Origin of the sequence: Gordonia caeni (assembly GCF_039537105.1) — a bacterium.
GTDB lineage: Bacteria > Actinomycetota > Actinomycetes > Mycobacteriales > Mycobacteriaceae > Gordonia > Gordonia caeni.
On the sequence record NZ_BAAAZW010000008.1, the window covers coordinates 112445 to 127680 of the forward strand.

Here is a 15236-nt window from a genome sequence, read left to right on the forward strand (position 1 = left end):
GCCGTGTGCAGTGAGACTGCGCGCGGCCCCGGTGCGCATCTGCGGCCGGGTCACCAGCAGAACTGCTCCTCGAGCGGCGGCCCGAGCGGAGTCTGCAGGGCGCGGCGTAGATTGCACGGATCGCACGGGTGACGGTCGATCCGTCCCCCGGACCAGCGGAAGACCCGGTAACCGAGCCTGGTCAGGCGGTCGTCGAGGCTCGTGCGTGCAGCGCACTCCGGCACTTGCGGATCCGACCGCGGCGGACGGTCCTCGACGCGCCGGTACAGGTCGCAGTAGTCGTCGACCTCGTCGCAGAATCCGGCGACGCGATACGCCGGCCACACGAACGGCGGACTGGCCACCACGGTGCCGTCGGTGTCGACGATGTCCATGTGCAACTCGGGTGCGGGCAGCCCCATGGAGGTCAGGAGCAGCCGACTGCGGCTCTCGGCCGCGGTCCGGGCGCCGGGGTTCAGGTCCGCCAGCGCGGTGCGCAGCCTCGACTGTTGCGTGACCGGCAGCTGCCTGATCTCGTCCTCGAGATCGGCGACGGTGACCAGATCCTCACGCAGGGCCCGATCGCCGACGACGACGAAGTCGTCGGGCGAACGCCACCGCGAGCCGGCCAGCAGGTCGACGAGGGTGCGGGCGACGCTTGTGACCTCGATGCCGTCGACGCGGACGGTGACCCGCGGCCGAGCGTCGAGAGTGCACCCGGCGGCGGCCCGGCTGAAGCCCCGCGCCTGCGCGGCGTGAGTGCGGAACTCGATCGCATCGTCGCGCTGGTAGGACGCATGCTCGGGCGCCATCGCCGGCAACAGGCGGTGCAGTCGTGCGGCCGTACGGCCGCCGACCACCAGCCCGGCCGCCTCGGGCAGTCGGAGGTAGGCCCGGATCGCCTCGGTCAGCAAGCGGTAGGGGTCGGCGGTCGCGAGGCCGGGCGGCCCGAAGAAGTCCTTTCGGAACTCGTACAGGTGCCCGGCGCGTTCGGCGGCCCGGACCTGCGCCATGGCGATGCCGTCGGCCTTCAGCTCGAGGCGGTGGACGGCGTGGTCGAGGTCGATGAGGTCAGTCGGAATCGTGGCTGCAGCGGTGGTCATGGATCCAGGGTGGATCCGGCCGGGCCCGTTCCAGAGCCCTGGGCGGCAGGCCTGTGGACACCCGCCAGGCTGCCCACAGGTGTGCCCCCGTGACGCTTGCGCTACTGCGGGCGGATCCGGGTGAAGCCGGAGGCGTGGGCGGCGTCGAAGCCGTCCTGGACGCCGGTGGTCATCTCCACCTGGGTGCGGGCCTGATCGGCCACGGGGGTGTCCGGGTCGAGAACGGCCAGGTACACCTTGTGCTCGGCGAGGGAGTCGACGGCCTGCTCGACGAAACCGTCCACGTCGACGGCGTGTGTGGAGCCGGGCCCGTTGACGAACAGGGCGCGTGGTGGATCGGTGAGAGAGTCGAAGGCGTCGACGACGGCCGCCGCGAACTCCATGTGATCGCGCTGATTCGGCATCCCGGGCGCCCACTCCGGACCGCCGTAGAGGGAGAGCACCACGTCCGGGTGCACCCGCTCGATGGTCTCGGCGATCTTCTCCCGCAGTTCCGGGGTGTTGAACAGCTCGCTGTCGTCGAAGCCCCAGAACTCCACGTGATCGACGCCGACCACGGCGGCCGAGGCCCGCTGCTCGTCTTCGCGCAGCGGCCCGGCCTCCGCCGGCGCCATGCCCTCGATGCCGGCTTCGCCGCTGGTGGCCAGGGCGTAGACCACGGTCTTGCCCTCGGAAGTCCATTTGGCGACCGCAGCGGCCATGCCGTACTCCGGGTCGTCGGGGTGGGCGACGAGCACCAGCGCGCTCGACCAGTCGGTGGGGAACTCGGAGATCGTCATGCTCCCGACGCTACCGCCCGGGGTCAGCGTTCGCGGTCGACGTTCGCCATCTCGAGGACGTCCAGGCGACGATCGAGCTCCTCCTCGGAGAGGGCCTCGCCGAGCAGGCCGCGGTCGATCACGGTCTGCCGGATGGTTTTGCCCTCCTTCAGCGCCTGCTTGGCGACGGCGGCCGCCTCCTCGTAGCCGATCGCGCTGTTGAGCGGGGTGACGATCGACGGGCTCGACTCGGCCAGTGTGCGCAGCCGGTCCTCGTGGGCGGTCAGCCCGGCGATGCAGCGGTCGGCGAACAGCCGGGAGACGTTGGCCAGCAAGGTGATCGACTCGAGGACGTTGCGCGCCATCATCGGGATGTAGACGTTCAGCTCGAAGGCGCCGTTGCCGCCGCCCCAGGTGACCGCGGCATCGTTCCCGATCACCTGCGCGGCCACCTGCGTGACGGCCTCGGGCAGCACCGGGTTCACCTTGCCCGGCATGATCGAGCTGCCCGGCTGCAGGTCGGGGAGCGCGATCTCGCCGAGGCCGGTGAGCGGTCCCGACCCCATCCACCGGATGTCGTTGGCGATCTTGGTCAGTGAGACGGCGACGGTCTTGAGCTGACCGGACACCTCGACGAGGCCGTCGCGGGCGGCCTGGGCCTCGAAGTTGTCGCGGGCCAGGCTCAGCGCGTCGACGCCGGTGCGCTCCACCAGATCGGCCACCACACGGGTGCCGAAGCCTTCGGGGGCGTTGAGGCCGGTGCCGACGGCGGTGCCGCCGATCGGCAGTTCGCCGACGCGCGGGAGCGTCGCCTGCAGGCGCTCGATGCCGGCCTGGATCTGCCGTGCGTATCCGCCGAACTCCTGGCCGAGCGTCACCGGCACCGCATCCATCAGGTGCGTACGACCGCTCTTGACCACCTCGCGCCACTCGCGCGACTTCTCCGCCAGTGCGGCGTGCAGGTGCTCCAGCGCCGGGATCAGGTCGGCGGTGACGGCCTCGGTGGCGGCCACATGGGTGGCGGTCGGGAAGGTGTCGTTGGAGCTCTGCGACATGTTGACGTCGTCGTTCGGGTGCACCTGCACACCGCTCGCGGCGGCGATCGAGGCGATCACCTCGTTGGCGTTCATGTTGGAGCTGGTGCCCGAACCGGTCTGGAAGACATCGATGGGGAACTGGTCGTCGTGCTCACCCTCGGCGATCTCGGTGGCGGCGGCGACGATGGCTTCGGCCTTGGCGGCGTCGAGGAGACCGAGGTCGGCGTTCACCTGCGCGCACGCCGCCTTGAGTAGACCCAGCGCGCGGATCTGGGTGCGCTCGAGCGGGCGGAAGGAGATCGGGAAGTTTTCCACGGCGCGCTGGGTCTGCGCGCGCCACAGCGCGTCGACGGGGACCTTAACCTCGCCCATGGTGTCGTGCTCGATGCGGTACTGGGGCTCGTCGGACCGGGTCATGCGGCTGCTCCTCGCGCTGAGATCTGCTCGTCTGGGTATTTAGGCTTACCTAACCCTAGCGCGCGCGGCGGATCAGTGCTCGTGGCCGGTGTGCGCCGAGTAGTCGGCTGCATCGGTGCTGGATCCCGGGGGGACCACCAGGAACTGCCCCATCATGCCCTCGTCCTCGTGCCGGAGCAGGTGGCAGTGGAACATGTACGGGACTTCAGTGTCGGTGTGGTGACCGAATCTCATGATCAGCCGCAGCGTGGAGTCCCTCGGCACCCAGACGGTGTCCTTCCAGCCGCGCAGATGCGGCGGCGGAGCACCGCCGTCGATGTCGAGGACCTGGAACCGGACGTCGTGGATGTGGAAGTTGTGCACGCCGTCCCCGGAGTTGGCAACGGTCCAGATCTCGGTGGCGCCCGCGGTGATCACCTCGTCGATGCGCGCCATGTCCATCGCTTTGCCGTTGATACTGGTCCCGCCGAGGGCGAAGCTCCGTGTGACGGTGGCCGCGGCCTCGGGGATGGGCGGCACCGCGACCAGACGGTCGGGGACGGTGGCGACTCCGCCGAGGTGGTGCGCGGCCCGGAACTCGGCGATCTCCAGGTGGTCGTCGCCGCCGGCGAACCGTGACCCGCCCGGGGTGGGGGTGCTCTGCAGACGAACCCGTTCGCCCGGGCGGAAGGCCACCACCACCTCGGCGCGCTCGCCCGGGGACAGCGGCAACGACCGGACCGATACCGGCGCAGGGAGGAGCCCGCCGTCGGTGCCGATGACGGCGAACTCGCGGTGGTCGTCGAATTCGAAGTGGTACGGGCGGGTGTTGGATCCGTTGAGCAGCCGCAGCCGCACGGTGCGCGTGGTGACGTCGACGTACGGCCCTGGAGTGCCGTTGACCAGGACGGTGTCGCCGATGATCCCTTCGGACTGGAAGAGCGAGGTGGACGCGTCGAGCGTGCCGTCGCCGTGGAACTTGCGGTCCTGCACGATCATCGGCAGGTCGTCGATTCCGTAGTCGCGCGGCAGGTCGAGTGCGGACTCGGCGTCGTCGTCGATGAGGAACATCCCCGCCAGACCGCGGTAGACGTGCCGGGCGGTCTGTCCGTGCGGGTGCGGGTGGTACCAGAGGCTCGCCGCGGGCTGATCGATGCGCCAGTCCGGGGTCCACGTGTCGCCGGGGTCGATCATCTGGTGCGGGCCGCCGTCCATCCGGGCGGGCACGTGCATGCCGTGCCAGTGCAGAGTGCTGGCCTCTCCGAGCCGGTTGGTCACCCGGACGCGGACCCGCTCGCCCCGTGCCGCGCGCAGCGTGGGGGCCAGGTGCGCGCCGTTGATGCCCCACGTTGGGGTGTCCGGACCCCGGCCGAGGTCGGACCGGCCTTCCTGCATGGTCAGGTCGAAGACGCGGACGCCGTCCTCGACGCGCGACTCGGCGAGGTCGGGGATCGCCAGCTCGCGGTCGAAGGCGACGGCGCCGAGGGTGTTCAGCGGCGCCCGCACCACCGAGACGGTGATCCAGGCGCCGACGGCGGTGAGGCCGAGCACCACCACCGCGACGAGCGCGAGGGTGATCACGAGCGCGCGGGAGCGTCGTCGCGGCGTCGGCGGTGGTGCCGTGGGTGTCGGGTACGAGCCGGTCATACTCCGACGGTGCGGGCGCGGCGCCGGCCGGTCAACGGATTCCGCCGGATCTCAGGGTGAGGATCAGGGCTCACCCCGACTCGGGTCAGCGCTCCTTGGAGCGGACCCGGATGCCGGAGATCGGGACGTTCACCGCGCCGGACGGATCGGTGAAGAAGTCGTTGCCCTTGTCGTCGACGACGATGAACGCCGGGAAGTCCTCCACCTCGATCTTCCACACCGCTTCCATGCCGAGCTCGGGATACTCGAGCACCTCCTGGCTCTTGATGCAGTCCAGGGCCAGGCGGGCGGCCGGCCCGCCGATGGAGCCCAGGTAGAAGCCGCCGTGGGCGTCGCAGGCGTTGGTCACCTGCTTGGAGCGGTTGCCCTTGGCGAGCATCACCATCGAGCCGCCCGCCGCCTGGAACTGCTCGACGTAGCTGTCCATGCGGCCCGCCGTGGTGGGGCCGAAGGACCCCGACGCCATGCCCTCGGGGGTCTTGGCCGGACCGGCGTAGTAGACGGGATGGTCGCGCATGTACTGCGGCATCGGCTCGCCGGCGTCCAGACGCTCGGCGATCTTGGCGTGCGCGATGTCGCGGGCCACCACCAGCGGGCCGGTCAGCGACAGCCGGGTCTTGACCGGGTATTGGCTGAGCTGGGCCAGGATCTCCGCCATCGGGCGGTTCAGGTCCACCTGCACCACCTCGCCGCCCTCGATGTCCTCGGCGACGCCCGCGTCGGGCATGTACTGCGCGGGATCGGTTTCCAGCTGCTCCAGGAAGACGCCGTCGGCGGTGATCTTGCCCAGCGCCTGCCGGTCCGCCGAGCACGACACCGCGATCGCCACCGGGCACGACGCTCCGTGCCGCGGCAGGCGGATCACCCGGACGTCGTGGCAGAAGTACTTGCCACCGAACTGCGCGCCGATGCCGAAGGACTGGGTCAGTTTGAAGACCTCTTCCTCCAACTCGTGGTCACGGAAGCCGTGCGCGGCCATCGACCCCTCAGTGGGCAGGTTGTCCAGGTAGTGCGCTGAGGCGTACTTGGCGGTCTTGAGGGCGAACTCGGCGGAGGTGCCGCCGATCACCACGGCCAGGTGGTACGGCGGGCACGCCGCGGTGCCCAGCGAACGGATCTTCTCGTCCAGGAAGGTCAGCATCTTCTTGGGGTTGAGGATCGCCTTGGTCTCCTGGAACAGGAACGACTTGTTGGCGCTGCCGCCGCCCTTGGCCATGAACAGGAACTTGTACTCGGGTCCCTTGGGGCCCTGCTCGGTGGCGTACAGCTCGATCTGCGCCGGCAGGTTGGTACCGGTGTTCTTCTCGTCGTACGTGGTGATCGGCGCCAGCTGCGAGTAGCGCAGATTCAGCTCGGTGTAGGCGTCGTAAACCCCGCGCGAGATGGCCTCGGCGTCGTCGGCGCCGGTCAGCACGCCCTCGCTCTTCTTGCCCATCACGATGGCGGTGCCGGTGTCCTGGCACATCGGCAGCACGCCGCCGGCCGAGATGTTGACGTTCTTCAGCAGGTCCAGTGCGACGAAGCGGTCGTTGCCGGAGGCCTCCGGGTCGTCGATGATCTTGCGCAGCTGCGCCAGGTGCGCGGGCCGCAGATAGTGGCTGATGTCGTGCATGGCCTCGGCGGTGAGCTTGGTCAGCGCCTCCGGTTCGACGTTCAGGAACGTCCGGCCGCCGGCCTCGAAGGTCGAGACGCCTTCGGTGGTGATCAGACGGTACGGGGTGTCGTCCTGATCGGCGGGCAGCAGGTCGGAATAGAGGAATTCGGGTGCGGGGGCTGACTCACTCACAAATCCGAATGCTACGTCGGCGACGTTCTGACCTGCTCCTTAGCGCACCCTAACTCGGCCCGGGACACGGCGGCGCGCACCGCGCTACTGTGTGAGCCTTGTGAACAGAATCGACGACGCGGTGTGGATGGTGCACCACTCCGGAGAACTGATCGGCACCGTCGCCTTCGCCGCCTCGGGGGCGCTGGTCGCCGTGCGCCGCAACCTCGACGTCGTCGGGATCCTGCTGCTGGCGGTCGCCACGGCACTCGGCGGCGGCATCGTGCGCGACGTGATCATCGGCAACACCCCGCCGATCGCGTTCACCGACTACCGCTTCCTCGTCGCGGCGGCGGCCGCGGGCCTGCTGATCTTTTTCTGGCGCGTCCCGGCCCGCCTGACCCGGTGGCCGCTGGACGTGACCGACGCGATCGGGCTGGGCATGTTCGCGGTGGCCGGCACCGTGGTGGCCTACGACTGGGGGCTGGGCGCGCCCGGTGCCGCGCTGCTCGGCCTGACGACGGCGATCGGCGGCGGGGTGATCCGTGACGTGCTGTCCGGGCAGATCCCGATCGTGTTGCGGCCGGGCGAGCACCTGTACGCCATTCCGGCGCTGGCATGTGCGAGCGCGGTGGCGATCCTGTTGCGCTACACCGACTATCAGGCGTGGATGGGGCTGGTCTGCGCGGTGGCCGCCATCGCGCTGCGACTGGCATCGCTGAAGTTCGGCTGGCACGGACCGCGCCCCTGGTACACCGGGCGCACCGAACCCGAGGGTTAGGAGATCAGGCCGCGCTCGCGGGCCACGGCCACCACTTTGGTGCGGCTGTTGACGCCGAGCTTGCCGAAGATGTGCACCAGGTGCGATTTCACCGTGGCCTCGGAGATGAACAGCCGTTTGGCGATCTCTCGATTGGAGCCGCCGACGGCCAACTGCTCGACGATCTCCAGTTCCCGCACCGTCAGCGCCTGCGTCGGGTCGGCCAGCCGGTCCAGCAGCCGCGCGGCGATGGGCGGCCCGAGCACCGTCTCGCCCGCGGCGGCGCTGGCGATCCCCGAGATGAGCGTCTCCGGGGCGGTGTCCTTGAGCAGGTACCCGGTGGCCCCGGCCTCCACGGCACGCACCACGTCGGCGTCGGAGACATAGGTGGTCAGAATCAGGACCCGCGGCGGATCCTTCAGCGCCCGGATCGCGGCGGTCGCGTAGACGCCGTCGCGCTCGCCGGCGGCGGTGCCGGCCAGCCGCAGATCCATCAGCACCACGTCGATGCCGCCGCGCTCGGCCAGGGCGAGCGCCTCGTCGGCGTTCTGCGCCTCGGCGATCACGGCGAGACCGTCGGCCGGATCGAGCACGGCCCGCAGTCCGGCGCGCACCACCGGATGGTCGTCGACCAGCATCACACGGATCACCGCGCACCTCCGACGGCCTCGATGGGCAGGCAGACGTGCACCGTGGTGCCGTCGCCCGGTTCGGAGTCGATGGTGACCGCGCCGCCGCAGCGCGCGACGCGACTGCGCAGCCCCGACAGTCCGAAGCCCGTGCCGGATCCGGTCTGCGCCGGATCGAAGCCGCGGCCGTCGTCGACCACGTCCAGGTGCACCTCGTCGCCCACCACCGTGAGGGTGACCATGGCGCGGGTGGCCTGGGCGTGCCGCGCCGTGTTGGCCAGGGCCTCCTGCGCCGCGCGGACCAGGACCGATCGCGACTGCTCGGACAGGGCGGCCGGGGTGCCGTGGACGTGCAGCTCGGCCGCCAGACCCAGGCGCCCGGCCTGATCGACGGCGCCCTGCAGACCGGCGGCCAGCCCGTCGGCGCCCACCGCGGAGCCGTCGAGGTCGCGCAGGAAGGAGCGGGTCTGGGCCAGGGCCGTCGTCGCCATCTCCAGGGCGGTGGTCGCCTGGGCCTGCCGCCGCTGCGGCTCCACCTCCGGATCGGTCGCCGACTGCAGCAGCATGACGATCCCGGCGAGGGCCTGACCCGCACCGTCATGGATCTCGCTGCCCATGCGTTCGCGTTCGGCCAGGACCACCGCCTCGCGTTCCTGCCGGGCGAGCCGGAGCTGGGTCTGGGCGAGTTCGCTCGCCAGGGCATCGCGGGCCGCGGCCGCGTCGACCACCCGGTGCACGGTTTCGGTGACGGCGATCGCGGTGGCGATCCCGATCAGCGGTCCCAGGACCGAACCGGCGCCGACCGGACCCTCGCGCAGCGCGGCGGTCACCGCCACCACCGCGACGATCAGTTCCGCGGGGACCGCCAGGGTGAGCGGCAGGAAATGCCAGCACAGCATCGCCAGCACGAAAGCCACCCACACGAAGTCGGGGGAGAACACGGTCAGCACTGTCCAGGCCGCCAGCAGGATGAGCACCCACGCCCTCTCGCGGTGACCGCGCCGGACCGCGATCGCGATCGCGCCGAAGACGTACCAGCAGGCCACCGCCGTCGCACCGAGGATCACCGGCACCGGTGAGCCGGTCGCGCCACTGACCGCCCGCGCCAGGCCGATACCCATGAGCACGGCGAACAGCAGATGGCCGCCCCACTGCACATAGCGGTCGGCGGTCACGTACGCGCGGCTCATCGGCGGCTGGTCGGGGACGGGCACCCCTCCAGTGTCCCGGACGGGCACCGGGGACGCCTCCATCTTTCGATGGACTGCGCGTCGCCGGAAGGTGCACCGGCAAACCGCGATTCCGCGCGATTCGCCGAGGCCTCCGGAACGACAGAGTGGAACACAGACGAAACAACCACGACAACGGAGGTGACCGATGTACATCGGATGGCGCGAGATCCGGAGGTCGGCGGGAAAGTTCGGCCTGATGGCCGGGGTGATCGCCCTGCTGGCATTCATGGTGGTGGTGCTGTCATCGCTGACCGGGGGACTGCAGGCGCAGTCGGTGTCGGCGGTGCAGGCGCTGCCCGGCGCGGGTCTGGCGGTCCAAGCCGATGCCTCGGGGGAGGCGGTGAACCTGGTCGACAGCCGGCTCAGCGACGACGCCGTCGCCGCAATCGGGTACCACGACCCGGCGGCGCAGCCGCTCGGCATCACGATGTCCGGTGTCGGGGTGGGCGAGGTGAACTCGGCGGTCGCCGTCTTCGGGCGGGCGCAGGCCGCGTCCGGCGCGACACTCGCCCCGGACACCGCGCAGGCGCTGGGCGTGTCCGCCGGTGACTCGATCACGGTCGGCGGGGTCGACACCCGCGTCGCCGACGTCACCGACACCGGCATGTTCGCGCACTCCCCGGTGGTCGAGGTGCCCCTCGACCTGTGGCGGGAGGTGGCGCACCGGCCCGAAGTGACCGCGATGATTGTGACCGGCGAGGTGTCCGGGATCCCCGGCGTCACCGACGCCCAGGGGAGTGCCCGGTTGGACCTGATCCCCGGCTACACCTCCGAACACGGCTCGCTGCTGCTGATCCAGGGGCTGCTGCTGGTGATCTCGGCCGTGGTGGTCGGCGCCTTCTTCGCCGTGTGGACCGGGCACCGGCTGTCCGCGCTCGCCGTGGTGCGGGCAATGGGCGGCGGCCGCGCCTACCTGCTGCGCGACGGCCTCGGCCAGGCCGCGGTGGTGCTCGCTGCGGGCCTGACCGTGGGCGCGCTGGCCGGCGTGGCGGTGGCCCTGATCGCCTCCGGTGCCGTGCCGATCGCGATCACCGCCGGCGGCGTCCTGCTGCCCGTCGCCGCGATGGCCGTCCTCGGCCTGGGCGGGGCGATCCTGGCCCTGCGTCCGCTGACCACCGTCGACCCGCTGACCGCACTGAACCGATAGGAGAGAGATCCGATGACTCTGCAATTGACCAACGTGAACCTGTCGTACCCGGACGGCGATGCCGGCCGCGTGTACGCCATCCGCGACGCGAGCCTGACGGTCGAACCCGGGAAGGTGACGGCCCTGACCGGCCCGTCCGGGTGCGGCAAGTCCAGCGTGCTGGCCGTGGCGGGCACCCTGATCCGCCCCGACTCCGGGTCGGTGGAGATCGACGGGGTGCAGGTGGGCGAGATGTCCGAACGCGACCGCGCCCGGATCCGGCGCGAGCAGATCGGCTTCGTGTTCCAGAACGACAATCTGCTCCCGGACCTGACCGTCGAAGAGCAGGTCCTGCTGGCCGTGCACCTGCGCGGAGAGCGGCCGTCCCGCCACCGCGAGGAGGCGCGCGAACTGCTCGCCGACGTGGGCTTGGCGGGCCAGGAGCGCAAGCTGCCCGGTCAGCTCTCCGGCGGAATGCGCCAGCGGGTGAACATCGCCCGCGCTTTGATGGGGCCGCGGCGCGTGCTCCTGATCGACGAGCCCACTTCGGCGCTGGATCAGGCGCGCGGCCGGGCGATCGTCGAGCTGATCGTGCGTCTGTCCCGTGAACGCGACCTGGCGGCGTTGCTGGTGACGCACGACCTCGCGACGCTCGACGTCGGCGGCACCGACGGCGCCGACAGCCTGATCCGCATGCTCGACGGCGAGCTGTTCGCGCAGGTACCGGTCGGCTGAGCCGCGCCCGAACGACAAAGTGTCGAATCTTCATCGCTATGCGGTGAAGATTCGACACTTTTGCGGCTGTAGGCCCCGGGGCCTACCGGGACTAGATGGCTAGGCGGGTGTACTCGACGTCGGCGTAGTCGGCGACCTCGGCAGCGAGAAGCCGCGCGAGCTCTTCGCCCTCGGCGTGCCACCGTGCGGCGACCTCGGGATCACTGTCGCCCTCATAGTGAAACTCCCACTCCCACGTCTGCTGCCAGGCGGCCAGCCGGGCGGCGAGTGCGGCGGACAGAGAATAGGTCTGCGAATCGGTCGCGGTGCCGACATCCCAGGTCTCGGTGGAGGTCTCCCACAGCGGGCACCCGCGGCCGTAGTCCGGGGCCAGGCGGATGGTTCGCCGTGGCGGCGGCATGCCACCGCCGAAGGTGCCGTGAAGGGGCTTGGGTTCGAAACCGCGCGCTGTCGTCTCCCAGAGGCCGGGACCTTCGCTGAGGGCGGCGAATCCGTACAGCGCACGCGTCGCGTACTGCTGGAACTCGAACTCGGACAGGGTCGGGGACGCGCCGGTCACGGTGAGCACGCCCCGAGACCGCGAGGCGTCGTCCGGGACCGACTCGGCGGTCCACCGCAGCATCAGCGGACCGGATGACAGACCGGCATCGATCCGCAGCGATACGCCGGCCGCTTCCGGCTCGACGGCGCCGAAGCGTGCGAGACCCGATGCGTCCCCGGCTTCGGCGAACGGCCGACCGACCCGGACCCGGAACTGCGCGCCGGGACCGACGCGCGGCGGAACGTCCTCGGCGACGATCCCCTCGGGCAGCAGCAGCGGCCAGTGGTCCGCGCTGGTGAGCGTCTCGGCGAGGGCAGCAACCCGAGCGCGGACCGGAATCCGGACGGTCCAGGCCGCCAGCGCACGATCGGCCACGACCGGACTAGATGTCCAGGCGGGCGTACTCGCGGAGTTTGGTGGTCTGGTGCACGGCCTCGATGGTGCGGATGGTGCCGGATCGGCTGCGCATCACCAGCGAGCGGGTGGTGGCGCCGGTCGGGCGGTAGGTGACCCCGCGCAGCATGTCGCCGTTGGTGACGCCGGTCGCGCAGAAGAAGGAGTTCTCGCCGCGCACCAGGATGTCGTTGGTGAGCACCTGGTCGAGGTCCAGGCCGGCGGCGATCGCCTTCTGGCGCTCCTCGTCGCTGGTGGGCCACAGCTTGCCCTGGATCTCGCCGCCCATGCACTTCATGGCGACGGCGGAGATGATGCCCTCGGGGGTGCCGCCGATACCCATCAGCATGTCGACGGTGCTGTGCTCACCGGCCGCGGCCACCGCGCCGGCGACGTCGCCGTCGGAGATCAGCCGGATCTTGGCGCCGGCCTCGCGGATCTCCTGGATCAGGTCGCTGTGGCGGGGACGGTCGAGCACGACGACGGTCATGTCGGCGACGTCGATGCCCTTGGCGGCGGCCACCGAGTTGATGTTCCAGGCGACCGACTGGTTGATGTCGATGGCGCCCTTAGCCTCGGGGCCGACGGCGATCTTGTTCATGTAGAACACGGCCGACGGGTCGTACATGGTGCCGCGTTCGGACACCGCGATCACCGCGATGGAGTTCGGGCGGCCCTCGGCCATCAGCGTGGTGCCGTCGATCGGGTCGACGGCCACGTCCACCTCGGGGCCCTCGCCGTTGCCGACCTCCTCGCCGTTGTACAGCATCGGCGCCTCGTCCTTCTCGCCCTCGCCGATCACCACGGTGCCGCGCATCGAGACGGTGGACAGGAGTTCGCGCATCGCGTCGACGGCCGCACCGTCGCCGGAGTTCTTGTCGCCGCGGCCGACCCAGCGGCCTGCCGCCAGGGCGGCGGCTTCGGTCACACGCACGAGTTCCATGGCGAGGTTGCGGTCCGGGGCTTGCTTCGACATGGTGTCGGCTCCTTGCGTCGTTGCTGAGATCGCCTTGATTCTGTCATGACCTGCGATTGGCCCGGGCCCCGACCCGACTGCGATACTGGGCGCCATGGCCGAGAAGAAACCACGCATCTTGCAGGACAGCAGGGACATGGTCTGGTCCCTGATTCCGCTGCTGGTGATCTGCGTGGTGATCGCAGGGATCGCGGGCAGTTGCGCCTGGGGTTTCGGCGACAAGGCCGCCGAGCAGAAGGTCCCCACCTTCGACAGCACCGCCGCCTTCCAGGCCGACGCTCGCACGATGGGATTCCCGATCCGCGAACCGGCGGTGCCGGCGGACTGGCAGTCCAACTCGGGCTCGACGTCGACGGTGGGTGCCTCGCTGACCAGCAACGTCGGCTGGATCACCGAGTCCGGTACCTACGTGCAGCTGACGCAGACGGCGGCCACCGAGGACCAGCTGACCCCGCATCTGGGCGGGGACGCGGTGCTCGGCACCGGAACCACGGAGGCCGGCGGCGTCACCTGGGTGACTTACGCGAACGACGCGGAGGACCGCGCCGTGTGGATCACCGACCTGGGTGAGGTGCGCATCGGGCTGCTGGGCCGCGGTGCGAATCCGCCGCTGGACACCCTCGCCGCCGCGACCCTGAAGGCGCAGCCGCTGCCCAAGTAGCCCTTGCCCGAGTACGAGGTTCAGTCCTCGCTGTGCTCGAGGGCTTTCTCGATGCGTTCGGCGGCGCCCTGCAGTTGGGCGCGGCAGTGGGTCGCCAGCGCTTCGCCGCGCTCCCACAGCGCCAGCGACTCGTCGAGACCCAGACCGCCCTGCTCCAGGGCGGCCACCACCTGCGCGAGTTCGTCGCGGGCGGCTTCGTAGCCCAGTTCGTTCACGGGTACCTGCGAATCGAGCGGTTCGGTCACGGTGTTCCTTCCGGGTCGACGACGACGGCGCGGGCGGCGCCGTCGGCCACCCGGATGCGCACCTGCGCGCCGGGCGGGAGCTGGTCGACGCTGCTCACCGCGTGCGGGGCGGCGTCGTCGATGCGCTGCACCACGGCGTAGCCGCGGGCGAGGGTCTGGGCCGGGCCGAGGGTGGCCAGGCGACCGGCGAGCTGGGCCTGCTGGTGGCGCTCGGCGGTCAGGTGGTGGTCGATGGCGCGGCGCAGGTCGGCGCGGAAGCGGTCGACGACGGCGCGCTGGTCGTCGACCAGCCGGTGGGGGCGGGCCAGCACGGGGCGGGCGCGGAGCCCGTCGATCAGGTGTTCCTCACGGCGAACCCAGTTGCGCAGGGCATTGGCGCTGCGGCCGCGCAGCTCCTCGATCGCGGCCAGTTCGGCGGCCACCTCGGGCACCACCTGTTTCGCGGCATCGGTGGGGGTGGCCGCGCGCAGGTCGGCGACCAGGTCGAGCAGCGGGTTGTCCGGTTCGTGACCGATCGCGCTGACCACCGGCGTGCGGCAGTCGGCCACCGCCCGCAGCAGCGTCTCGTCGGAGAAGGGCAGCAGGTCTTCGACGCTGCCGCCGCCGCGCGCGATCACGATCACCTCGACCTGCGGATCGCGGTCGAGCAGCTGTAGGTGCTCGACGATCGCCGGCACCGCCGACGGGCCCTGCACCGGCACCTCCGACAGCCGGAACTGGACGGTGCTCCAGCGCGCGGTGGCCACCGCGACCACGTCCCGCTGGGCGGCGCTGCCGCGTCCGCTGATCAGGCCGACGGTGTACGGCAGGAACGGCAGGACGCGTTTGCGGCGGACGTCGAACAGCCCCTCGGCCGCCAGCAGTGCTTTGACCCGCTCGATCCGGGCGAGGAGCTGACCGATGCCGACCGGACGGATGTCGGTGACCCGCAGCGACAGCGTGCCGCGGCCGGTGTAGAAGCTGGGCCGTCCGTAGACGACGACGCGGGCGCCCTCGGTGAGCGGCACCTCGCTGCGGCGCAGCAGGTCGGGGTCGCAGGTGAGTGAGAGGGACAGGTCGGCCGCCGGATCGCGCAGCGTCAGGAACGCGGTGCGGGTGCCCGGGCGGCGATTGATCTGGGTCAGTTGACCTTCCACCCACACCTGGCCGAGCCGGTGGATCCAATCGGCGAGTTTGAGGCTGAGGGTGCGGACCGGCCAGGGATTGTCCGCGGTGTTCGGCGGCGGCTGGGTGCTCACGGCGCCGGACGCTCG

15 protein-coding genes are annotated in these 15236 nt (G+C 70.8%); 4 read left to right on the forward strand and 11 right to left on the reverse strand.

What is annotated here, in order from left to right:
- Positions 1-50 precede the first annotated feature (50 nt).
- The 5 genes from ABD732_RS14085 to ABD732_RS14105 form a co-directional block, all read right to left on the reverse strand.
- Positions 51-1082: a hypothetical protein gene (locus ABD732_RS14085; protein WP_344784802.1), complete on the reverse strand. Its 1032-nt coding sequence runs from the start codon at positions 1080-1082 to the stop codon at positions 51-53.
- A 101-nt stretch (positions 1083-1183) separates the two neighbouring features.
- Positions 1184-1861 carry a PIG-L deacetylase family protein gene (locus ABD732_RS14090; protein WP_344784804.1) on the reverse strand — a complete coding sequence of 226 codons (678 nt, stop codon included), beginning with the start codon at positions 1859-1861 and terminating at the stop codon, positions 1184-1186.
- Between the two features lie 23 nt (positions 1862-1884).
- Complete coding sequence (locus ABD732_RS14095; RefSeq protein ID WP_344784806.1) at positions 1885-3294, reverse strand: class II fumarate hydratase; 1410 nt, start codon at positions 3292-3294, stop codon at positions 1885-1887.
- Positions 3295-3366: 72 nt separating this feature from the next.
- Positions 3367-4920, reverse strand: a complete 1554-nt coding sequence (locus ABD732_RS14100; protein WP_344784808.1) for a multicopper oxidase family protein — start codon at positions 4918-4920, stop codon at positions 3367-3369.
- 85 nt (positions 4921-5005) lie between these two features.
- Complete coding sequence (locus tag ABD732_RS14105) at positions 5006-6706, reverse strand: fumarate hydratase (protein WP_344784810.1); 1701 nt, start codon at positions 6704-6706, stop codon at positions 5006-5008.
- Between the two features lie 127 nt (positions 6707-6833).
- On the opposite strand from ABD732_RS14105, the gene ABD732_RS14110 reads away from it, so the two are divergent.
- Positions 6834-7466 (forward strand): trimeric intracellular cation channel family protein, encoded by a 633-nt coding sequence (locus ABD732_RS14110; RefSeq protein WP_344785029.1) that lies wholly within the window; start codon positions 6834-6836, stop codon positions 7464-7466.
- Here ABD732_RS14110 and ABD732_RS14115 read toward each other — a convergent pair.
- Entirely contained in the window at positions 7463-8095 is a 633-nt protein-coding gene (locus tag ABD732_RS14115) for a response regulator (protein ID WP_344784812.1), read from the reverse strand. The two genes, ABD732_RS14110 and ABD732_RS14115, sit on opposite strands and share 4 nt — an antisense overlap.
- The gene (locus ABD732_RS14120) at positions 8092-9288 is read right to left on the reverse strand and encodes a sensor histidine kinase (protein ID WP_344784814.1); all 1197 of its coding nucleotides are present in this window, start codon (positions 9286-9288) and stop codon (positions 8092-8094) included. Before ABD732_RS14120 ends, ABD732_RS14115 begins: the two co-directional genes overlap by 4 nt.
- Before the next feature lie 163 nt (positions 9289-9451).
- On the opposite strand from ABD732_RS14120, the gene ABD732_RS14125 reads away from it, so the two are divergent.
- Both ABD732_RS14125 and ABD732_RS14130 read left to right on the forward strand, forming a co-directional pair.
- Complete coding sequence (locus ABD732_RS14125; RefSeq protein ID WP_344784816.1) at positions 9452-10453, forward strand: ABC transporter permease family protein; 1002 nt, start codon at positions 9452-9454, stop codon at positions 10451-10453.
- Between the two features lie 12 nt (positions 10454-10465).
- Entirely contained in the window at positions 10466-11167 is a 702-nt protein-coding gene (locus ABD732_RS14130; protein ID WP_344784818.1) for an ABC transporter ATP-binding protein, read from the forward strand.
- Positions 11168-11258: 91 nt separating this feature from the next.
- On the opposite strand, the gene ABD732_RS14135 is transcribed toward ABD732_RS14130, so the two are convergent.
- The gene (locus tag ABD732_RS14135) at positions 11259-12083 is read right to left on the reverse strand and encodes a hypothetical protein (protein WP_344784820.1); all 825 of its coding nucleotides are present in this window, start codon (positions 12081-12083) and stop codon (positions 11259-11261) included.
- 7 nt (positions 12084-12090) lie between these two features.
- Complete coding sequence (gene glpX, locus ABD732_RS14140; protein ID WP_344784822.1) at positions 12091-13077, reverse strand: class II fructose-bisphosphatase; 987 nt, start codon at positions 13075-13077, stop codon at positions 12091-12093.
- A 94-nt stretch (positions 13078-13171) separates the two neighbouring features.
- Here glpX and ABD732_RS14145 point away from each other — a divergent pair, with 94 nt between their 5' ends.
- Positions 13172-13738 carry a DUF4245 domain-containing protein gene (locus ABD732_RS14145; RefSeq protein WP_344784824.1) on the forward strand — a complete coding sequence of 189 codons (567 nt, stop codon included), beginning with the start codon at positions 13172-13174 and terminating at the stop codon, positions 13736-13738.
- 20 nt (positions 13739-13758) lie between these two features.
- Here ABD732_RS14145 and ABD732_RS14150 read toward each other — a convergent pair whose 3' ends face one another.
- The gene (locus ABD732_RS14150) at positions 13759-13983 is read right to left on the reverse strand and encodes an exodeoxyribonuclease VII small subunit (protein ID WP_344784826.1); all 225 of its coding nucleotides are present in this window, start codon (positions 13981-13983) and stop codon (positions 13759-13761) included.
- The gene (xseA, locus tag ABD732_RS14155) at positions 13980-15221 is read right to left on the reverse strand and encodes an exodeoxyribonuclease VII large subunit (RefSeq protein ID WP_344784828.1); all 1242 of its coding nucleotides are present in this window, start codon (positions 15219-15221) and stop codon (positions 13980-13982) included. Before xseA ends, ABD732_RS14150 begins: the two co-directional genes overlap by 4 nt.
- Between the last annotated feature and the right edge of the window lie 15 nt (positions 15222-15236).